22 protein-coding genes are annotated in these 22,187 nt (G+C 31.2%); 9 read left to right on the top strand and 13 right to left on the bottom strand.

All coding sequences use genetic code 11. The features are described 5' to 3' along the window. Positions 1-132 precede the first annotated feature (132 nt). From MHM83_RS05785 to MHM83_RS05775, 3 genes are all read left to right on the top strand, one after another. On the top strand, positions 133-1,866 hold the full coding sequence (locus MHM83_RS05785) for a hydroxymethylglutaryl-CoA reductase, degradative (RefSeq protein WP_239178758.1): 1,734 nt from the start codon (positions 133-135) through the stop codon (positions 1,864-1,866). Next, positions 1,866-2,792, top strand: coding sequence for a GYDIA family GHMP kinase (locus tag MHM83_RS05780; protein WP_239178756.1), 927 nt, complete (start codon positions 1,866-1,868; stop codon positions 2,790-2,792). The genes MHM83_RS05785 and MHM83_RS05780 overlap by 1 nt, the downstream gene beginning before the upstream one ends. Before the next feature lie 120 nt (positions 2,793-2,912). After that, positions 2,913-4,121, top strand: coding sequence for an NAD(P)/FAD-dependent oxidoreductase (locus MHM83_RS05775; protein ID WP_239178754.1), 1,209 nt, complete (start codon positions 2,913-2,915; stop codon positions 4,119-4,121). Positions 4,122-4,186: 65 nt separating this feature from the next. Here MHM83_RS05775 and MHM83_RS05770 read toward each other — a convergent pair whose 3' ends face one another. Together MHM83_RS05770 and MHM83_RS05765 are read right to left on the bottom strand one after the other, a co-directional pair. Next, positions 4,187-4,489 (bottom strand): hypothetical protein, encoded by a 303-nt coding sequence (locus MHM83_RS05770; protein WP_047790548.1) that lies wholly within the window; start codon positions 4,487-4,489, stop codon positions 4,187-4,189. 23 nt (positions 4,490-4,512) lie between these two features. Then, positions 4,513-4,743: a hypothetical protein gene (locus MHM83_RS05765; protein ID WP_047790549.1), complete on the bottom strand. Its 231-nt coding sequence runs from the start codon at positions 4,741-4,743 to the stop codon at positions 4,513-4,515. Between the two features lie 137 nt (positions 4,744-4,880). Here MHM83_RS05765 and MHM83_RS05760 point away from each other — a divergent pair, with 137 nt between their 5' ends. Genes MHM83_RS05760 through MHM83_RS05735 form a run of 6 tightly spaced genes read left to right on the top strand, consistent with a single transcriptional unit; the run spans position 4,881 to position 9,500 of the window. Further along, entirely contained in the window at positions 4,881-5,084 is a 204-nt protein-coding gene (locus MHM83_RS05760; RefSeq protein WP_239178752.1) for a LytTR family transcriptional regulator DNA-binding domain-containing protein, read from the top strand. Positions 5,085-5,119: 35 nt separating this feature from the next. Continuing rightward, positions 5,120-6,205: a diphosphomevalonate decarboxylase gene (mvaD, locus tag MHM83_RS05755; RefSeq protein WP_159494826.1), complete on the top strand. Its 1,086-nt coding sequence runs from the start codon at positions 5,120-5,122 to the stop codon at positions 6,203-6,205. 13 nt (positions 6,206-6,218) lie between these two features. Next, complete coding sequence (locus MHM83_RS05750) at positions 6,219-6,713, top strand: toxin-antitoxin system YwqK family antitoxin (protein WP_053056775.1); 495 nt, start codon at positions 6,219-6,221, stop codon at positions 6,711-6,713. Positions 6,714-6,764: 51 nt separating this feature from the next. Further along, positions 6,765-7,691, top strand: a complete 927-nt coding sequence (locus MHM83_RS05745; protein ID WP_047790551.1) for a mevalonate kinase family protein — start codon at positions 6,765-6,767, stop codon at positions 7,689-7,691. Positions 7,692-7,700: 9 nt separating this feature from the next. Then, positions 7,701-8,618 (top strand): geranylgeranylglycerol-phosphate geranylgeranyltransferase, encoded by a 918-nt coding sequence (locus tag MHM83_RS05740; protein WP_159615614.1) that lies wholly within the window; start codon positions 7,701-7,703, stop codon positions 8,616-8,618. Positions 8,619-8,663: 45 nt separating this feature from the next. Then, positions 8,664-9,500, top strand: coding sequence for a pseudouridine synthase (locus tag MHM83_RS05735; protein WP_239178750.1), 837 nt, complete (start codon positions 8,664-8,666; stop codon positions 9,498-9,500). A 36-nt stretch (positions 9,501-9,536) separates the two neighbouring features. On the opposite strand, the gene MHM83_RS05730 is transcribed toward MHM83_RS05735, so the two are convergent. The 11 genes from MHM83_RS05730 to MHM83_RS05680 form a co-directional block, all read right to left on the bottom strand. Beyond that, positions 9,537-9,902, bottom strand: a complete 366-nt coding sequence (locus MHM83_RS05730; protein WP_159615612.1) for a heavy-metal-associated domain-containing protein — start codon at positions 9,900-9,902, stop codon at positions 9,537-9,539. Between the two features lie 34 nt (positions 9,903-9,936). Then, the gene (locus MHM83_RS05725; RefSeq protein ID WP_159615610.1) at positions 9,937-12,162 is read right to left on the bottom strand and encodes a TonB-dependent receptor; all 2,226 of its coding nucleotides are present in this window, start codon (positions 12,160-12,162) and stop codon (positions 9,937-9,939) included. A gap of 57 nt (positions 12,163-12,219) precedes the next feature. Next, positions 12,220-12,630: an HYC_CC_PP family protein gene (locus MHM83_RS05720; RefSeq protein ID WP_047790556.1), complete on the bottom strand. Its 411-nt coding sequence runs from the start codon at positions 12,628-12,630 to the stop codon at positions 12,220-12,222. 116 nt (positions 12,631-12,746) lie between these two features. After that, a complete protein-coding gene (locus MHM83_RS05715; protein WP_239178748.1) occupies positions 12,747-13,436 on the bottom strand; it encodes a hypothetical protein in 690 nt (229 codons plus the stop codon). After that, a complete protein-coding gene (locus MHM83_RS05710; RefSeq protein ID WP_239178746.1) occupies positions 13,436-16,471 on the bottom strand; it encodes a toxin VasX in 3,036 nt (1,011 codons plus the stop codon). Before MHM83_RS05710 ends, MHM83_RS05715 begins: the two co-directional genes overlap by 1 nt. Positions 16,472-16,483: 12 nt before the next feature. Continuing rightward, on the bottom strand, positions 16,484-17,197 hold the full coding sequence (locus MHM83_RS16235; protein ID WP_159495467.1) for a PAAR domain-containing protein: 714 nt from the start codon (positions 17,195-17,197) through the stop codon (positions 16,484-16,486). A gap of 21 nt (positions 17,198-17,218) precedes the next feature. Continuing rightward, positions 17,219-19,063: a type VI secretion system Vgr family protein gene (locus tag MHM83_RS05700; RefSeq protein ID WP_239178744.1), complete on the bottom strand. Its 1,845-nt coding sequence runs from the start codon at positions 19,061-19,063 to the stop codon at positions 17,219-17,221. Positions 19,064-19,194: 131 nt separating this feature from the next. Next, entirely contained in the window at positions 19,195-19,593 is a 399-nt protein-coding gene (gene tssD / locus MHM83_RS05695) for a type VI secretion system tube protein TssD (protein WP_073184365.1), read from the bottom strand. Positions 19,594-19,896: 303 nt separating this feature from the next. Beyond that, the gene (locus MHM83_RS05690; RefSeq protein ID WP_239178742.1) at positions 19,897-20,391 is read right to left on the bottom strand and encodes a hypothetical protein; all 495 of its coding nucleotides are present in this window, start codon (positions 20,389-20,391) and stop codon (positions 19,897-19,899) included. 589 nt (positions 20,392-20,980) lie between these two features. Then, complete coding sequence (locus MHM83_RS05685) at positions 20,981-21,604, bottom strand: hypothetical protein (RefSeq protein ID WP_159617048.1); 624 nt, start codon at positions 21,602-21,604, stop codon at positions 20,981-20,983. Positions 21,605-21,606: 2 nt separating this feature from the next. Further along, the gene (locus MHM83_RS05680; RefSeq protein ID WP_239178740.1) at positions 21,607-22,179 is read right to left on the bottom strand and encodes a hypothetical protein; all 573 of its coding nucleotides are present in this window, start codon (positions 22,177-22,179) and stop codon (positions 21,607-21,609) included. Positions 22,180-22,187: the final 8 nt, after the last annotated feature.

The following is a 22,187-nucleotide window of genomic DNA, read 5'->3' as shown; positions in this document are numbered from 1 at the left end:
TGTTTATCTAAAAAGTTTGCCAAGTTTACGGAAAAATAGCCAAAAACCCGCTCAAAAAAATCATAAAAACCAAATAACACAAGCATTTTAACATGATTCACGTATCTTTGAGCCATCAAAAATGAATTGAGAATGTCTAAAACGATCTCTGGTTTTTCTAAACTTACCAAAGAAGAAAAAATAGACTGGTTGGCTAAAACTTACTTTAACAATCAACCAGAAATTATACAAACTATTACGCAATATTGGAATGTAGACGAGAAGTTACAACAATTGCATGATGATTTTATTGAAAATACCATTTCTAATTTTTATATGCCTTACGGCATTGCTCCTAACTTTATTATTAACGGACGCAGTTATGTAATACCAATGGTGGTTGAAGAAAGCTCTGTTGTTGCTGCTGCTTCTTTAGTTGCCAAGTTTTGGAGTACTCGTGGAGGATTTAAAACAGAAGTAATTTCTACTACAAAAATTGGTCAGGTACATTTTATGTATGCTGGTAACAAAAAAGAGTTAGAAACCTATTTTAATCAACAAAAAACAGAATTATACGCAGCTACCGCATCCATTACCAAAAACATGGAAAAACGTGGTGGCGGAATATTAGATATTCAACTAGTTGATAAAACAGATAAGCTTGCAAACTACTATCAATTACATGTTACGTTTGAAACAAAAGATAGTATGGGAGCTAACTTTATTAATTCTTGTTTAGAAGCTATTGCTAAAGCTTTTAGAAAAGATGATATTGAAATAGTTATGAGCATTCTTTCTAACTACGTTCCTGAATGTTTAGTTAGAGCGGAAGTAAGTTGTAAAGTAGCCGAATTGGGCGGGAAGAATCCTGAGAAGTTTGCTCAAAAGTTTGAACAAGCTGTTAAAATTGCAGAGGTAGAACCGTACCGTGCAGTTACGCACAACAAAGGTATTATGAACGGAATAGATGCTGTTGTATTAGCTACTGGAAACGATTTTAGAGCTATTGAAGCGGGTGCACATGCGTATGCATCAAAAGACGGACAATACAAAAGCTTAACTCACTGTGAAGTAAAAGACGGTATTTTTAAATTTTGGATTGAAATTCCTTTAGCATTAGGAACTGTGGGTGGATTAACTGCCTTACACCCAATGGCAAAATTATCGTTAGATATGATGCAAAAACCTAGTGCTCGCACTTTAATGCAAATTATTGCTGCTGCTGGTTTAGCTCAAAATTTTGCTGCTTTGCGTGCTTTAACAACCAAAGGAATTCAACATGGGCATATGAAAATGCACTTGATGAACATTTTAAATCAACACAAAGCTACCAATGAAGAAAAAGAAATTGTAGCCACCTATTTTGAAGACAGAACAGCTTCTCATAGTGCCGTGGTTGAAAAACTAAATGAGCTTCGTAAGCCAAAAGTACAATGGGTAGACTTTTTAAATGAAGAAGAAGTACGTGATACTCTTTTAAGTTTAAAAGCCGATGCAAAACCTTTGTTTGGTAAAATGAGTGGACAACACATGGTAGAACATTTAAGCTTGGTTACTCAAATAGCGAATGGAAACTGGAAAGTTGACACCTATGTTTCTGATGAGAAATCAGCTAGAAGAAAACCATTTTTAAATTCTGATAATGAGTTACAAACTGGATTTAAAGCTCCATTTTTATCAGAAGCTCCAACTCCGTTAAAGTTTAGTTCTATAAACGAAGCTGTTATTGATTTGATTGAGCAAGTGCAGCACTTCGAAACTGTTTTTAATGAAAATCCAAACCGAACAGTTGTACATCCATTTTTTGGAGAGCTAGATTATGAATATTGGAAAAAATTCCAAGTAAAACATTTTACACATCACTTTAAACAATTCGGACTGGTATAATGCGACACTATTCTAACGGAAAATTATTACTCACTGGAGAATATGTTGTTTTAGATGGTGCAACATCGTTAGCTGTTCCTACTAAGTTTGGACAAGACTTAATTGTTGAACCAATTAAAGAATCACAACTTATCTGGGGAAGTTTTACGCATACTGGAGAATGTTGGTTCGAGGCTTCTTTTGATTTACCCAAACTACGCTTAACCTCAGCTACGTTTAATTCTGATAAAGAAGGAAGTGCTGAGTTTATTGCTGAAACACTACGTGATATTTTACAAGAAGCGAAACGTTTAAATCCTGAATTTCTAACTACTGAAAACGGTTTCGTTGTAAAGACAAATCTAACATTTCCTCAAAACTGGGGATTAGGAAGTTCCTCAACCTTAATTAATAATATAGCTACTTGGGCAAATGTAAACCCGTTTACCTTACTTTGGAACGCTTTTTCTGGAAGTGGTTACGATATCGCTTGTGCAAAACATAACACTCCGATTCTATATAAGCTAGAAGAAAAACAACCTCATATTCAAGAAGTAAATTTCAATCCACATTTTTCTGAAGAATTATTTTTTGTGCATTTAAACCAAAAACAAAATAGCAGAGAAGGAATTGCTCACTATAAAAAACACAAAGAAGAAGCTAAGATCTTAATTCCTGAAATTGACAATTTAACTCAAGAGTTTTTAAAAGCCAACACTTCTAAAGATTTAGAAAAAATCATTATTGAGCATGAGCAAATCATTAGTTCAATTATAAAACAAGACACTGTAAAACAAAGGTTATTTTCTGACTATTTTGGTGAAGTAAAAAGTTTAGGTGCTTGGGGTGGTGATTTTATTTTAGTTACAGGAAATGAAGACACTACAAGCTATTTTCAACAAAAAGGATTCAATACTATCCTCACCTATAAAGAAATGATTTTATAAAATTAAACCTGTCACATCGAGTGAATTTATTGAAGAATGAAATAAATTTGTATCGAGATAATTTAAAAAAGTTCTCGATACAATTTTCTACCGAAAATTACTCGAACTGACATAAAAAAGATGAAAAAAGTTATTATTATTGGTGGTGGAGCTGCAGGTTATTTTACTGCGATTAATGCAAAAGAAATTAATCCTGAATTGGACATTACTATTCTTGAGAAAGGAAAAGAGGTTTTACAAAAAGTAAAAATTTCTGGTGGAGGTCGTTGCAATGTTACACATGCTTGTTTTGAACCTAAAGAACTAACAAAATTCTACCCTAGAGGCGAAAAAGAATTATTAGGACCTTTTCATAAATTCATGACGGGCGATACTTTTGAGTGGTTTGAAAATCGCGGAGTTCCTTTAAAAATAGAAGAAGACAATCGAGTATTTCCAGAAGCAAATACATCACAAGCTATTATAGATTGCTTTCAAAACGCTGTTGATAACCTCGAAATTACGGTGTTAAAAAACCATGGTGTAAACTCCATTTATCAACAAAATGAGAAATGGATTATCAACACAAAAAATCAAGATTTTGAAGCTGATTTCGTAGTGGTTGCCGCAGGAAGTAGTAAAAAAGTATGGGATTTATGTAAAACGTTAAATCACACAATTATTAAACCTGTTCCTTCCTTATTTACTTTCAATATAAAAGACAAGCGAATTATTGATTTAGGCGGAATATCAGTTCCAAATGCAGAAGTTACACTTGTTGGAACAAATTTAGAAAATTCTGGTCCATTACTAATTACCCATTGGGGCTTGAGTGGTCCTGCTATTTTAAAATTATCCGCTTTTGGTGCTCGTATTTTAGCTGATAAAAACTATCAATATAACGTATTGGTAAATTGGTTAGGACAAGATACCTATTCAGTTTTTTCAACATTACAAGAGTTAAAAAAATCACAAACTAAAAAACAAGTTAGTTTAAAATCTCCATTTAGTGATATTCCTCGCCGATTATGGGAACGTTTGGTAATGGCTTCAGAAATAAAAAACAACCAAAACTGGGCTGATTTGAGCAATAAGCAACTTCAAAACTTAGCAGATCAGTTAACCAAAGGATTATTCAATGCAAATGGACGTACTACTTTTAAAGAGGAGTTTGTTACTGCTGGCGGTTTAGATTTAAAAGAAATTAACTTTAAACGTTTTGAAAGTAAAAAACACAAAAACTTGTTTTTTGTAGGTGAAGTATTAAATATTGATGCCGTTACTGGTGGCTTCAACTTTCAAAATGCTTGGACAGGTGGTTTTATTTGTGCTAATGCAATTGCTGAATAAATAAAATATCATTTCGAACGAAAATAATTAAGGTTTCTCACTCCGTTCGAAATGACATGCTTTTTTTAATCTTCGTCTTCTCCTTCTTCTTCGTAGCAATTAAAAATAATAGAGTATCCATACTCTACAGCTTCTTCATACAATTCTTTTTGCTCATTATCTTCTACATCATCCACAGAATCTAACGTAAAATATTCGTCTTCTATTTCTACTACTTTCCAATCTTCATTTTTGATATAAAATTTCGCTAATCGCATAGCTCCTTCAATATCTTTATAATCAATATACAAGCTTACGTAAGCTCCTATAACTTGATCATAATGTTCAGAAGATTTTTTTGGTTTTGCTAGGGCATTAATTAAAAACATAGATCTATTTTTTTTGTGTTATATTATGCTAATTCTCCTCTATGAGGTTTCAATGCATCTCTAAAGGTTTTCATATATTCCTCATCAACCACAATAAAAGCGATGGTATGCATTTCGTTTAAAGATACAAAATTTACTTCATGATATGGCAAACCATCTATCTGCGTAAATTCTTTTAAATGTATACAGTGATGTTTTGCTGTTTCCAATCCATCAGGACCTTTAAAGTCCCAAATCAGTTTAATTTTTCTCATACAACAAAAATACCCATTTCTATGTTAGAAATAGGTATTAAAAGGATTAACTAATCAAAAATCTAGATTAGCTATCTCTTTTCCACAACAAGATAATATCGAATAGCCCTCAACAATCCAAATGCTGGCGCTAAAACTTGAGACGAAATACTATAGTTACTAGAAGTAATTTTGAAGCCATATTACCAAGTGATTGTTTTATAAGATTACATCGTTCTTACATTGTTTCAGTTTCTAAAATTTCATCATATACTAACGAATATATTGAAGTTACTAAAAAAGCAATCTCAATAAGCAGAAGCTATAAAGAAAGCGTTTTACAAAAATTAGCACAAGTGTAAGCGAAGTTCTATCTTTACAGCAAATTTTTTACACGTTGAATACATCAGATTTCTTATTTCTTTCTCAAGATAAAAAAGTAGATAACTTAACCGTTACATGGCAGACACCTAGTAATATTGCTTTGGTAAAATACTGGGGAAAAAGCGAACCTCAAATTCCTAAAAATGCCTCAATAAGCTTTACATTGAATAATTGCCATACAACTACAAAAATTGAATTCACAAAGACATTACCAAAAAACCAAGTAGAATTTGAATTGTACTTTGAAGGAAAAAAGAAAGATGATTTTAAACCTAAAATAGCCAAATTCTTTGAAAGAATACAAAAATACTGTACCTATATTTTAGAGTATAACATGGTTATTTCTTCTGAAAATTCATTTCCACACAGTAGTGGTATTGCTTCTTCTGCAAGTGGAATGAGTGCTATTGCTATGTGTTTAATGAATTTGGAAAAAGAATTAAATCCAAATTTAACTGATGAATATATTAATAAAAAAGCTTCTTTTTTAGCTCGTTTAGGATCAGGAAGTGCTAGTAGAAGTATTGAAGGGCCATTAGTCGTTTGGGGAAATCATCCTGAGATTAAAGGAAGTTCAGATTTATTCGGCACAAAATTCCCTTATAAAGTTCATCCTATTTTTGAAGACTACCAGGATACTATTTTATTAGTTGATAAAGGTGAAAAGCAAGTTTCAAGTACTGTTGGTCACAATTTAATGCATAATCATCCGTATGCTGAAAATCGTTTTAATCAGGCCAATGAAAACTTAGAAAAACTTTCAAAAATCCTTCAAAATGGAGATATTAAAGCATTTATTGACCTTGTTGAAAGCGAAGCTTTAACGTTACATGCAATGATGTTAACAAGTAGTCCATATTTCATTTTAATGAAACCGAACACGTTAGAAATCATCAATAAAATATGGGAATACAGACAAGAAAATGATAGCAATGTTTGCTTTACCTTAGATGCAGGCGCGAATGTACATGTATTATACCCTAATTCGGAAAAGACTGAGATTGAAGTATTTATTAAGAATAATTTAGCTGCATACTGCCAAAAAAATCATTATATTTGTGATAGTGTGGGTTTTGGCGCGAGACCTATTTTAACCTAAATTCCCTACTATTATGAAAACTTCAACATTAATAATTGCCCTTTTTATTGGTTTTATAACCAATTCAGTCAATGCACAAGATACTATTTGGTTTGATAAAAACTGGCAAGAAACAACTAAAGGAGAGCATGAGTTTTATAGACCTGCTCCCAAAAGAATGAATGACGGCTTTTGGATTGTAGATTACTACAAAAATGGTCAAGTACAAATGGAGGGTTTTAGTACTGTGAAAACTCCTAACCAAGAAGAATTTGATGGTTTGGTACTATATTACCATACCAATGGCAAACCTTTTCATAGAGCCAATTACAAAAACGGAAAACTTCACGGAATTCGAAAGGTATACTATGAATCTGGTGAGTTAAAAGAGGAAGGAAAGTATGAAGAAGGTGAAAGAGAAGGTATATGGAAAACTTTTTATAAGAATGGTAAAATAGAAACAAAAGGTAAATATCGCGATAACGAAAAAGTGGGCGTTTGGAAAACTTTTTACAAAAACGTGTACTAGTTTGTAAACTAGTAGTTTTACTTGTATGTTTGCACCGTAATTAAAACACCTATGAAAGGACCCTTATTTTACGCAAAAATATTACTCTTTGGAGAGTATGGAATTATCAAAGACTCTAAAGGATTAGCAATACCTTTTAGTTCTTATAAAGGAGCGTTAAAATCTGCAAAAAACTTAACTGGAGAAGCTGAGAAGTCAAATCAAAGCTTAGCGAAGTTTTATAGTTATTTGACTAACTTAAATTCTGAATTAGTATCTTTTGATTTAGATTCTTTGAAAAGTGATATTGATAACGGAATGTATTTCGATTCTTCAATACCTCAAGGGTACGGAGTTGGAAGTTCTGGCGCTTTAGTAGCTTCTATTTACGATAAGTACGCTAATGATAAAATTACAATTTTAGAAAACCTAACGAGAGACAAGCTTTTAACTTTAAAACAAATTTTTTCATTGATGGAGTCTTTTTTCCATGGAAAAAGCTCTGGGTTAGATCCTTTAAACTCTTATTTAAGTTTACCTATCTTAATCAATTCAAAAGAACATATTGAACCAGCAGGAATCCCTTCTCAAAAAGAAGGAAAAGGAGCTGTTTTCTTATTAGATTCTGAGCAAATTGGGGAGACTGAACCAATGGTAAACATCTTTATGAACAAGATGAAAAACGAAGGTTTCAGAAAAATGATTAGCGAAGAGTTCGCAACACATACAGATGCTTGTATTGAAGACTTTTTACAAGGAAACGTAAAATCGTTATTTGGTAACGTGAAAAAACTATCAAAAGTAGTATTAGCTAACTTTAAACCTATGATTCCTACTGCTTTTCATAAAGTATGGGAAAAAGGTATACAAACCAACGATTACTATTTAAAGCTTTGTGGTTCTGGTGGTGGAGGTTACATCTTAGGATTTACTGAAGATTACGAAAAAGCAAAAAACAGTTTAAAAGATTATAAATTAGAATTAGTGTATCGCTTTTAAAATGCTACTATGAGTACATTTAAAAACAATACATTTTTCTTAAAAATATTTAGCCTTTTATCTGTCATAAGAGGTTATAACATCCTAGTATTAATAGCAGCCCAATATTTGGCTGCTATTTTTATTTTCTCTGATGCAAAATCAGTTAAGCCTGTAGTTTTTGATTGGCATTTACTTTATTTAGTTATTGCTACCGTTTGTGTAGTTGCTTCCGGATATATCATCAATAATTTTTACGATAAAAAAGCTGATATTATTAACAGACCTATAAAAACAGGCTTAGATTCTTATGTAAAGCAAGAAACAAAACTAACGTTATATTTTACACTAAATTTTATTGGTTTTTTCTTCGGATGGTTAGTTTCATGGCGAGCAGCATTCTTTTTCTCTGTATATATATTTGGCATTTGGTTTTACTCTCATAAACTAAAAAAACATCCACTAATAGGATTAATAACAGCCACAGTATTAACCATACTTCCTTTTTTTGTAATTTTTGTACACTACAAAAATTTTTCAAAAGTAATTTTCATACACGCAATCTTTCTTTTTCTAGTCATCATGATTCGAGAACTTATGAAGGATTTAGAAAATATTAAAGGAGCTATAGCTAATAACTACAACACTTTCCCTGTTAAATATGGAGAACGAAGTACTAAAAAGCTAATTATTTTATTAATGGTATTAACTTTAGTACCTATTGGAGTTTTATTTAACTACCCTGCTATAGAATACATGAAATATTATTTTTATTTAGCTGCCATTACCTTAATATTTGTTGGTTTTTACACATGGGAATCAACAAAAAACAATCAATATAGATTAGCTCACAACATTTTAAAGGTCTTGTTATTAATAGGAGTCTTTAGCTTGTTATTTATCGATAAATCTTTAATTGTAGATAAAGTAGTTGAGGTTTTAGATTAAAAACCAAATAATTACCGTAAATTTGCAAACTTTTAAAATTTAATTATGAATTCAAAAAACTCGTCGAGAGGACGACAAGCTGGACGTAACAGCAATCCTCAAGGAAAAAATCAATTCAAAAAAGATTTCAGAAAACCAAAAAGCAATAAACCTACTCAGAAAAAAACTGAGGATAGAGGAATTCGCTTGAACAAATTTATCTCTAATTCAGGAATTTGTTCTCGTAGAGAAGCAGATACGTATATTGAACACGGAAGTGTTTCTGTAAACGGGAAATTAGTTACGGAAATGGGTTACAAAGTGCAGCCTACTGATGAAGTTCGTTTTGATGGAACTTTAATTTCTATGGAGCAGAAACGTTACGTTTTATTAAACAAACCTAAAAATTACATTACTACTATGGAAGATGACCGTGGTCGTAAAACTGTAATGGAATTAGTAGGAAACGCCACTAGAGAACGAATTTACCCTGTTGGAAGATTAGATAGAAATACTACTGGTTTATTACTATTTACTAACGACGGTGAGTTGGCAAAAAAATTAACGCACCCTAAGCATAACGTTCGTAAATTATACCATGCTTCTTTAGATAAAAAATTAACCATTGCTGATTTAGAAAAATTACGTGGTGATGTAATTATTGAGGGAAGAAAAGTTTTTATTGATGCCGTTTCTTACGTAGAGGGTGAAAAGAAAACTGAGGTAGGTATTGAAATTCACTCTGGTAGAAACCGTATTGTTCGTAAAATTTTTGAACATTATGGATATCATGTAAAAAAATTAGATCGTGTTATTTTTGCTGGTTTAACTAAAAAGAATTTACCTCGTGGTAGATGGCGTGAATTAACGCAACAAGAAATTAACACTTTACAAATGTTATAACATAAAAATCCCGAGTATTAACTCGGGATTTTTTTATTACTTCTTTGTTTTTTTATGATCTTTTTGCACTTCCTCATCACGATACTTACAACACTCATGTAAATTATCATAAGCTTCTTTTGTTGCTTTAAACTCTTTTGTGTCATGACCTACACCAGCAATAGTTTTTTTAACTGTTTCTGTACTTGTTTTGCGTTCATCAATAATTAAACTTAACTCGTGAGTATTCACATCCCATTTTGCAAATTTCACTCCTTTGGTTTTTAACGCTGCTTTTTCTATACGCTGCTTACACATCATACAAACACCATCTACTTCAAAAGATACTTTTGCATTCTTTTTCTGAGCAAATGTTGATGTGCTTAATAATAAAACAACTGCTAATAAAAATATATTTTTCATGTGTTCTTTGTTTTTAATTTATTGAATTAGTTAATTAATCTATTTTAAATCGTAACCCTGCATAGAAGTTACTTCCAAAAACTGGTGCATATACAATAGTAGTATCAAAATTTGCACCAAATGGATTATCACTTCCCAGTATAGGATTTTTTTGTTTATAATTTGTAATATTTTCAGCTCCAGCATACATTTCAAACTTTTTTGAAAACACTTTTGTTATTTGCGTATTTAATAAGTTATAGCTATCTGAATATGTTGGCAACTGGTTATTGGTATTAGGGAGTCGTTGCTCTCCTATCCAGTTATAGGTTACATCAAACTTCCAACTGGCATCGCTTTCTTCTCTTTCAGTTTCGTAAGATACATTGGCAAAGAAGCGATGTTTAGCTTGTAATGCTTTTGCTAAGTTTCCTGATTTATAATCTGTAGAAACATCATAAAACTTATAAGAGAATCGAGTATTAAAATAAGGGATTATATTTTGATTCATTTCTATCTGGAAACTATTTGCGATACTCTTTCCTTCTAAATTATACAAAGAAATTTCTTGTGGATTTTCCCAATCTACTACTACCTGATTTGAAAAATTTGTTTGATAAAAATCGAATGTTACATCTCCTTTTCTACCAAATAGTTTATATCCTTGTAAAAACGATACTCCGTAATTCCAAGCTTCTTCTGGGGCTAAGCCATAAATATTTCCGCCTGTATTATCAATAGTTATTGCTCGTGATGAAGCAAAAAGTTGTTGATTCTCTGCAAAAATATTCGCGCTTCGTTTTCCTCTTCCTACAGAAGCTCTTAACACTCCTCTTTCCCAAGGAACATAACGCATGTGCAATCTTGGTGTTACAAAAGTTCCTAATAAGTTATGATGGTCTAATCGAACGCCCGCTGTAACACTAAGATTATCTGCATTGTCATAAGCATATTCAAAAAAAGCTCCTACAGAGTTTTCTTTTCTATTAAAATTCGGAGACAGCAGCTCACTAATAAACTCTTCGTAGTTATCATACGTAAGGCTAGCACCTGTTTTAAACTTATTACGAGTATCTCCAATAATAGAGCTAAACACAAAACTGCTATAAAAGCTTTGATGCTGAATGTTGTAATCTCTCAATCCAAAATACGAATCTTGTTTATGGTTACTATACGCCGCTTGAAAGCCCATATTTTGAAATGGCATATCTGGAAACACATAACCTACTTTTACAGAAGTATCAAAACGTTTGGTTTTAATTTCGCTTCCCCAAACAGTATTTGATCCTCTATCTACTTCTGGGTTAAAACCAACTTCTCCTACTTGTTTTGAATCGTCTAAATATCTAAAATTGATAAAACTTACCCAACCTTTTTCGGCATCGATATATTGCCAACGATTCATCACATTAATTTGTTCTACTAATGGGTTGTCTAAAAAGTTATCCTTGTTTTTATCAAATTTTTCTCCTCTATAGTTTCCATGTACATACAACCCTGTTTGCCACTTTTCGCTCACTTTTTGATTGAAATGGGTATTGAACTCTAATCTACCTCCCAAAGCTCCATAAGCATTAAGGTAAAACTTATGATTAGTAGATGGTTTTACTAGCTCCGTATTTATTTGTCCCGAAATACTTTCAAAACCATTTACAACACTTCCTGCTCCTTTTGTTATTTGAATACTTTCAACCCAAGTCCCAGGTGTAAATGTTAATCCGAATGCTTGTGCTGCTCCTCTAATTGACGGAATATTTTCTTGAGTAATTAACAAATATGGACTTGTTAATCCTAACATTTGAATTTGTTTTGTACCTGTTAACGCATCAGAAAAATTAACATCTATTGACGGATTGGTTTCAAAACTTTCTGACAGATTACAACAAGCGGCTTTTAACAACTCATCACTATTAATAGTTACCAAGTTTTGTGTTTGTAAATACGACCTTTGTGTTGAACTTTTTTTTGCAGAAACTGCAACCTCATTTAACGTATTACTTTCTGTTAAATAGTGATTGATTGGTTTTGTACTGCTAACATTTATTGTATCTGTCTTATAACCAACAAAACTTATTATTAATTTTTTATACTCCTTTTTATACGGAATACTAAAAGTTCCTGTTTCATTGGTGGTCGTTCCTGTATTTGTGTTTAACCAATATACATTCGCCCCAAATATTTCTAAATTATTATTATCTTTTATTACTCCTTTTAACTCTTTTTGAGCAAAAAGTGATAGAGAAATCAGTAAAAAAATACTGATTATGAAGTTTTTTTTCATTATTTATTTCATCATACTATATTATACAATTCTTATTTTTTTAGTAAGAATTGTAAATCATATGATAAAGACTTCGTGAAGCACCTGTATGTCAAAAAATAACTTAGGTGGTACATACTGTTTATGTGGAATAATTTGTTTTTCTAAGTCTTGAAATAACAGACTGTTAAAAACATATGAAGTAACCGCTGTAGCAACCTTTATAAAGGTTATTTTTTCTACAGACGATTTCTGAATTTGAGTTTGCCCTTTTATAAGCTCTACATCGTCTTTACAACACGATGGTTCTATTGTTTTACTCTCGCAGCTGTCCTCCTCTACATCATCACAGCTAGCTACACTTCCTACATAAGAAATAGCTACTAAAAAATCACCACAAAAATGTTTTTCTACATTAAAAGAGAATGTAGATAGCAACACCGTTAGTGCTAAGGTTATAGCTGTTATTTTAGAAAAATGTTTCTTCATGCCTTGCAAAGGTACAAATTTTTAAAACTTTACATTTCATAACCTTAGGCTTTTACTCTTTTAAAAATTATTTGTAAAACAATAACTCATAACATAGCTTACTTAATTTTATCTCTTTACCATCCACCTATACGTTTACGTTCTGCTTGTTGTTCTTTTGTAGCTTCGGGCGTGGAAATTTTGCTTGGATATAGGGGTTTTGGGAACCCTTCTGCTTTTCTACGTTCAAAATCCTGTTGACGATATGGATCAAAGGCATCTCCTGGAGGTAATGGGCGGTTTTTATCCATATACCAAACAGTAAATGCCCAATAGTTATTTATATTGTATTCTGTTAGTAAACCTCCAACTTTACCTTTTTTTTTACTTGATTCGAAACCTAACAAGGCACTAATTACTCCTGGACTAGAATTTATATATTTTACTTTGGCATATCCTGTACTAAAAGGAATGGTTACAGCACTTCTAAAATTTCTAGGAAGAACTACAACTCCATTCATCCTATCAAAAACTAAGTACTTAATAGGAGCTACAAAGCCATAGATAATCGTTACAACTCCAGGAATTCCAAAAATCGTCAGTAGTATAATTTTTGGCCAAAAATCGTCTCTTTTAAAAAAGAAAGAAATTATCGTTGGTACAACTATTAATACTATACCAACTCCCCAAGACATCCAACCTCTTGCTGTTCTTTTTTCTTTATAGAACAAATCAGTTGCTTCCTCTATAAAATATTTATCGCTCTCTACACTTTTTTGTGTGGTGTCTTGTGGTTTCTCTTTAATTATTTTTGATAAATACTCCATTATCTTTTCCAAGTATTAGGGTTATACACTTCATCTTCAGTTCCAATTCTAATATTAGTTCCCCATACTTCATCTAAAACATCATTAATCCTATCTGCTATAATCATATCACCTGTAGGAGCTACCCAATCGGTAGCTGATAATTTATACCCCATATAACGGTCATTACCATTTTTATGTGGCCAATATTCTTTTAATTGTTCGTTTATAATGGTTCTACTTATAAATACAAATTCTGAGCTTAAAGAAATTTTATTAAGAGTAGCCTTAGATAAAGTATACGAAACTTCAAGTACATCTGCTCCATTATCATCTGTTGTTACAATTACTTTATCTGCAATCAACATTTCATCTAAACTTGAGACTTCTTTAGTGCCTTTTACAAAAAGTCTCATAGCAAAATCAAAACTACTCTTATTATATAAGAATTTACGTAAGTGTACTTTTAGAGTTACTTTTTTTACTTTTTTATACTTAACTCCCGCACTCAATTGAATTGCATCTCTTATATAGTCTCCCCAAGATTTATCTGGCTTATCTTCATAGAAAAATTGTGTAACATTTTCTTTTACACGATAGCTAATTAATAAATCATATAATAATTGTGAAGCCTTCTTAAAATCACGCCACTCTTTAAAATCGCTCTCTACCAAACGATTTCGTTCATTATATATTTGCTGTATATAAACGGAAGGAACTTCATTTCCTGCAACTAATTGGTGTTCGCTTCCTAATACATTATTTTTCAAAAACTTTTCTAGAGGTGTATCAGTAAAGTAAATAGCCAATGCTACCCCGACCAATACTAAGACAAATAAAATAGCCAATGGCCAAAAAGATAAAAACCCAAAGACAGTTCCAGCTGCAAAAGCTGCTATACTATCTGCCAATAACACCGCACTTAATGCCCCTGTAATTGCCCAAGTAAGTGAGGCATCATAATCTCGCGCTTGGTAGGTTTCTATACTATCCCATACACACATTGTAACCCCCACACCAGACCCGATAAACCCTGTTATCTTAGATATGTTACCTATTGTTCTCACTGCACTTACACTCCCCCCTCCTTTATTTGCTAGCATTTTAGCCTCAGCATAACTGGTTGTAGCAGAAATTAGGCTTAACACTCCACCAGTAGTATCTACTCCATTTTTAATATTAGCTTCAGAACTTAATTTATTAACACTAACAGCAGTACTTATTACTTCTAAACCTGCCATAAAGGCTCTAAACTTAGGGTGTTCTAGAGCTTTGGTTATCCATTCACTGGCTTTATTACTCGCCCCTTTAATAGGGACTTCAAAACGTTTATTTGCTACAATTTCTTCTGGTGTTCCTTGTAACGCTGAAGTTTTTATCCGTATAAGTCTATGTCCACTTCTATAATTTGCTAACTGATCTTCTTCTACCCATTTTGACATATTTAGAAAAAAACCTTTTTTTGAAATACTATTTTCAAGCTCTTTTCTTTTTACCTGAACAACTGTTTCATTTTGAAATTTAAAAGACTTTACATATTTTAAAACTACATTAAACTTTAATTCTGAAGTTGCATATTTTGCATAACTCTCTGTTATGCTTTTAAGAGTATCTATAAATTTTTTAGACAGCGAAAATCCCTTACTAATATCTAGAATGGTTTCTTGCAGTTCTTCTAACTTAACTTTTTTACTTAATAATTTTGAAATTTCGTCATCATCATTTTCCAACATTTTAGTGTAAAAATCTTTCCAACTATCTTCTTTTCCTGTGTAATCTTTTTTTAGGTCTAAATGTCTATCTTTATCATGCGGATGTGCAGATAAGACCTCTAAATGAGAAGCTACAATATAATTACCTTCAAATACTGCTTGATTTCCTCCTTCAGTATACAGTGGCAAGTAACATTTATAATAATCATTTGACAAAAAGGTTCCAAAATCTCCTCTTATGTTTGAAATTACTTTTCGTAACTCTTTTCTTTCCTTAACGGCTAAAATTTTTAATAACTTGTCTTTATCTGTAGTTTCAGCGTATTCTTCTTTCATTTTCTCATCATTATAGATGAGTTGATAAGTAGTTAATGCTGTTGAAAATAGTCCGTTTACTTGTTCTTCATAATCAGAAAAAGTACCTGACCTATTTTCTCCTTTTTCTATTCTAGCAAAAATGTCTTCTTCACTTTGGCCTGTTTGTATAGATTCGATTATTGCTTCATGTTTCTGATGCTTTGTAACAAGTACACTTCCAATATCATTAGCACACCCTATAGGGTCATTTAACGTAATAAACATATCTTCATAAAAGCTATTCTCTCCTTCATCTGTTTGTTCTTTCTCATCAACATGAATTTCTCTTAAATTATCTCTAAACTCTCTACGTTGAAGATGTTCTTTAAACGAAACCACTTTTACATCCTTATATGAAACTACTTCGTCTGACTCAGGACTACATCCTATTTCAATACCTGTACAATTAACGATTTGCATGAATTTTTGTTTCTTTTCATCACTACCATTAATTTCATTAAAAAAAGTTTTACTCCACTGAACTGGCGAGTAGGTTATATAATATTCTCCTGGCCTATTTATAGTAATAAAGGGTCTGGCATTTCCTGTAGCTTTTCTTATGTCACCATTATTATCTTTGGTCCAAACGATACCCTTTAACTTTCCCGATTCATCTACCTGATATTCTTTGTATTTATTATTATCATTCTTATCAATAATATAAATATAACCTAGTCTTAAAAATGTACGAGCTAAATAAAAATTTTCAACTTCTGGTATTTTGCTATTAGCTACTTTTACCTCATCTACACTATACTTTTTCTTTCCTTCTAATATGCCATCTAAATCTATCGCAGTATCTTCAGTAGATTTTTTTTCAAAAAAACCATACCTAAACAAATGAAGCTTGATTCCTTTTTTTAAAACTTCTTTTTTGGGGCTAGCTACTGGTTTGGTAACACCACCACCCGTACACTCAAAAAAATATTCTGCAATTACTTCTTTATATTCCTTTTCTTGATATTCTACTAATAAATCGTCAGCCATTTTTTGTTTTTTTTAATTTTTAGATGATTCTTTTTCCTTCGTAGCATCTTCAACCTCCCAAGTAACTTCTACTTTTTTATCTTGTACTGTTCCTGTTAATTCTACCACTTCTTCTTCATTTGTGGCTGTACTTCCATTTTTATCGGTAGTTTCAACAGGTTTTTTTACCTTAAATGTAATACTCTCACCATCAGGTATATTATACACATAGGCTCGTAGTGTTACTTCTTTTAACACTTTTGACTTCCGAATTATATTTTTTTCTTTTAGCCATTGTAAATTATAAATTCGCGGTTCTCCTTGCTCTTCTTCTTTTAGCTTTTCTTGATTTTCTTCCGCTTCTTTTATTTTACTATTGTGAGCTAACCTATCCACAATACTAATTTTTGGAAATGGTATCTTGTTTACAGGCATATTAACTGAAGGAACTGGCGCAGCACTACCCACTATAATATTAGCTTCTCCTGCTGTTATTGTTCCTCCGTGGGCTGTTAGGTCTCCCAAACATGCTACAGGTTTTCCATTAATTAAAATATTAGGAAACCCTTGTGCTATGGTATCTGGTGGTCCTACACAGGTACACATACTACCTATGGTGGCTACGGGTTTACCATTGGCTAATACATTTGTTTCTCCTTGTGCTATTGGTCCTCCAACATGAGGAGTGGTTCCACTACACATAGGACATACATGCATACTACCTACTGTTGCTACTGGTCCTGGCATATGTTTTAGTTTTTAAAAAGATTACATTATATCAAACTTACCGCTTGCCCCTTGTACAACAGTCATTTGCCCTTGTACTTTTGTTTGTTGTCCTTTTAACTCGGCTGCCGCTTGACCTTCAATAGTTGTGTTTTGCCCTTTAATAGTAGCTTTACTACTTGCTTCAATGACTACATTTGCACTACTTGTAATACTAGCGTCTTTATCTGCCTGAGCTTTAATTTCTCCTTGAGATAAAATTGAAGTGTCTTTTTCTGATGCTGTTTTTATTTCTCCTTTTGCTTGTAGTTCGATATTTTCTTCAGCAATTATTTTTACATTTTTTGCAGAAAACTCCATAGTTTCAGCAGACTGAACAAACAATGATTTTTCTTTAGTATCAAAGGTTATGATACTTCCGTCTTTGTCTTTTATGGTTATTTTCTCTTTATCTTTTGTGTCATCTAACTCAATAGTGTGTCCACCTCGCGTAATAATACTCTTTCTTACATTTTCTTCATCTCCACCTGCTCCATTTTTACCTGTAAACATACTTCCCATTACAAAGGGACGGTTAGGGTCGTTATGCTCAAAACCTACCATTACTTGGTCTCCTACTTCTGGTATGAAAACAAAACCTCTATTAGTTTTAGTAAGATCACTGCTCCCTGCATCTGGGGTCATTACACGAATAAAATCTGTTTTTGCTCCAATAGCTTCTTGCCAGTAAAACTGAACTTGTACACGCCCTTTACTTTCTGGGTCTTTATTACTTACTACCTTCGCTACTTGATTATTAGCTACAGCTGGTGCTATGTTTTCGTTTAATGGTAAGCTTTTTGTGTTTGCTGGAATTGCCTCAAAAGTATTAGAATATGCTCCTCCTACATCTGCAAAGTGGCTTATTTGTGTTATAATATATTCTCCATACTGTTTTACAGTATATTTTCCTTCGTCATACTTTGCTGCACTTACTTTAATTACGCTTCCTAAACTTAGTCCTTTCGCTCCTCCACTTGCTTTAAGCACATTACCTCCTGCACTTAACCCTTGTAATCGTTTTTGTAAATACTCATCTAATGATGATTTGTCTTGTAAAAACACATCACTTACACCAAAGTCTTTTACTTCTTTATAAACTTGTTCTGATGCTTTAAGTGCTGTATTTGCTAAATCGTTTAATCCTTCGTTAGTTACTTTTAAATCTCCTTCAAAAAACTGATCATTTAATGAATCGTAACTATAAGTTGCTAAAGTAGGATTATACGTTTTCGTTTTTATTTGTAGCTCTTTTAAGTCTTTACTATATTCTAGCTCTATTGGTTTTTGACCTTGTGATTCTGGCTTTCCAAAAATAACGTCTACTCCATCAAAATAAAACCATTCATTATACTGATATGCTAATCTTTGTAGGTACTTATAATCGCTCTCTGCGTATTGGCATTGGTAAGGAATTACTGAAGTGTATGCTGGATTAATCTTGTTTTTTATAGCGGTAGTATCCATGATCTCTGAAATAATACTTGCCAAATCTTTTTCTAGCCAAGATTTCTGTTGTTTTCCATTTTCTAGTAAAACTGTTTGAGATAATCCTTTAAGTATTAATTCACCGTGTAAACCTATTTCATTATGGCGCATTGACACATCTAACACAACACCTATAAATGCTTTACCAGAAACGTTAGTTGTTAATTGTTTTCCTAACCATTCTTTTGATTTTTCCAAGGTATAACTTCCTGCTTCTTCTACAGTTTCTATGTCTACCACGACTTCAAAAGTATGGTGCTGGTATAAGAATTGGTTTATTGTAATTGTTTTATAGCTCTTTACAAAATTACCATCTATAGTAATTTGTTTATCTAATGCTTCTTCTTTTATCTTATGCATGGGGGTATTTTTTCTTTGTTAGAATAATTTTCAATGCTATTTTTTAAACAAAAAAAGACCTTCCTTTGTAATAAAGAGAAGGTCTTTAATAAATAAATTATATAAAACTAAATGTTATTTAGTCCTTCTCATTAAGCTACTGGCCAACGGTTATCTAAGTTTGCGTTACCAATTAATAATTCTTCAGCTGAGAAAGTAACTGTTAATTTCATTGGAATTTCGTTGTTTACATCTAATTCTTCTTTGAAGTAAACGATGTAAGCGTTTTTAAATTCTACTTCTTTCATTTTTGAATCTTCATCTGTTTTCTTGAAAACAATTTTTCCATCTACAGACTTAAACTGGCTATTTACCATTGCCTCGATAACAGAAGTATCTGATGTAGATTCAATAGTTAAAGTAACTCTTCCTCCGTTTACACTTGAAGATGGCTTACCTTTTGTGTCTGTGTTTCTGTTTAAGCTGTACTCAGCTTCTAATACGTCGAATTCTTTTCCTGCGAATTCGAAACTTGCTCTAAATGATCCCATAGTTTCTTTTTTTGGGTTTAATAATTAATTTTAAAATACTTTTTAGAGCTTTCTCAATAAAAAAAGAGAAAGCTTTAAACAATATAAAACCTTCTCTTTTTTTATTTTTGGCGCCATTCTAAAAGAAGAAAGAAGATAACAAATATTGCCTTGTGTGGTGTAAATTTATACTATAGTTTTCTTACTACCAAATTTTTATGTAAATAAATTGTTACTTTTCTTAAAGTATTTTCTCAAGAAATCTTAACAATCTTAGCTAAACAAAGACTACTACTGATTAAATTGACTTTACGCTCTTTAAAGTTATTGGGCTTTTGAAAAGTGTTTTATTTTAAACCCCATATTTTCATATAAAGTAATGAGTTCATCTTTATCATTATAATCTTTAATATCTTTTACTTTCCAACTAACTTTTTCTTTTGTGGCTTTATCAATCAAGTTAAATAAATGCATCATTGCAACTTCTTCGAAGCCCTTGTTTTTTCCATTTCTATCTTGTAAAAAAACTTCTTTACTTCTCATTTTGTCCCACATCTTCACCCATAACCCAGATTCTTTAACTGGAGGCGTGTTCATAGTATCAATATCAAAAACTTCTATTTCGTTTTCTTTAGAGTTTATTGCTACTAACACTTCTACACCTTTATTAGTTGTTTCTATTACACATTTTACTTCTTCACCTACTCGTTCATCTAATAAATACTTAACTTTTTTTAAACGGTTTCTTTCTAGCTCTATTCCTTGTTCTTTCTTTTTTAATTCTTTTAATTTTTTTCTAAATATCAGTTTAAAAATCATACATGTAAATTTAATTGAAAAACTGCTACTAACACGTTTATAATTATAATGAAGAAAGAGTTATATTAAATTTTAATTTGGTTACTACCATATTGTAATTTTATAGTAGTTCTTTTTTCTTCTTCAAAATATAAGAATGTTAGATTTATCCTTTCTTTTTTAGCAGTTAAGCAAAAGTAGTAAGTTTTTTATATTGACTGACAGTAATTACTAATAATATACTTATGTAAGAAGTAAAGAGATTAAAGTTTAGCAACTAATTACAATGGTTCACCTCAGCAAAAACTAATCTTGCAGTATTGTTACCTCAGGTTTTTTTAATATCCAGAGGTAATTTTTGTTCCATCATAATACACTTTTACAGAGTTATCATTACTTTCTTCTAAGTATGCCTTATCATTTTTACAAAAGCTATTAGAAAATAGTTTTATTTACCCTTCAAAACCTTCACAGTCACGAGTTTCTAGTTCACTCAATTCTTTTTTAGTTATAAAAAATGTATTGATTTGAAAATCTTCTATTTCTTGAAAATTTATATTTAACACATAATTATAAATCGGAACTTCTTATGTTTTAGCTATAAATAATCTTATTTTTTTATTTTATTAAAATAACCTTGGGTATCTATTTTATACTTATTTATATATGTTACTTTTTCAATTTCTTTTTCTTCTTCTATATCGTAACAAGATTGTTTATCAATGGTTGTAATTGTATAATCTTTATCAATTTCAAAGCTTCTATCCCATCCACATTCATAATTCCTTCCTCCCACAACTATAAGTTTATCAACAGTTTTGTTATTATTATCTATAGTCTGTAACTCAAAATATGGTAAATAATAATCTTGTTCTTTATTTGAATAAATAAAGAAAAGTACTTTATACTTATTTTTATCTGGAAACCTCTTATAAAAATATCCTTTTCCTTTATAAGGATAACTATCTTCCTCTTTAGCGTATAAATCCTCTTTTAATTTAAACTCAGTTTTATCCGAGAATAAAAAATTCAACTCAGATTTCTCTTTTATTTCATTTTTCTGTTTTAGGCTATCTATAAGAGCAAATAAAAAATCATTCTTATAATTATAAGAATACGTATAAGGTAACTTTTTAATAGAAATTGCATCTAAACTTTTATTCCCTTCTACCTTACATTGAATTAAAACAGTAGAAAAAACAAATAAAACAGTTAATGTTTGTTTAAAGTACATTGTTAATTTTTCAGTATCTTATTTATTTCTCTCCTGATTACATCAATTTCTTCTTGCTTGACCAACAACTCACCTTTAGATAAATGCCTATCTTTTATAAAAAGAATTTTATTTTCTTTTAAAAAAATAGTGTCTTTAATTAAAGTTACCTCAGACTCATCTTTGATATTATAATTAGTAATAGTATTAATTATTAAAAAAGCATTATCCAGAGTATCTAGATAAAAAGAATATGAATTCGACTCTCTTATATCTTTATTATCAGAACTAATTGTATACTCAATATTTTTATCTCCTGTTTCCATTTCTTCTAAAACTTCGACAAAAATAGTTTGATCTCCTTTCTCTAAATCTCCTCCTCCATTAGGCTCAAGGTTTTCAGACATCCTTATTCTCTCTGCTTTTTTTATACATTCTTCTGAAACTTTCTTTTTATCTATATTTATTATAGAGTCATTTTCAACAATAGCATTTATACTATCAGATGACTTTAAGTTTGTTCCTCTTCCTAATTTACAATTAATAAAAAAATGTAGTGTTACTATAAAAAGCGTTATAAACTTATATTTTGACATAAGTTAAA

This window comes from Tenacibaculum sp. Mcav3-52 (genome assembly GCF_022347665.1).
GTDB lineage: Bacteria > Bacteroidota > Bacteroidia > Flavobacteriales > Flavobacteriaceae > Polaribacter > Polaribacter mesophilus.
This window is presented reverse-complemented; position numbering and strand designations above follow the sequence as displayed.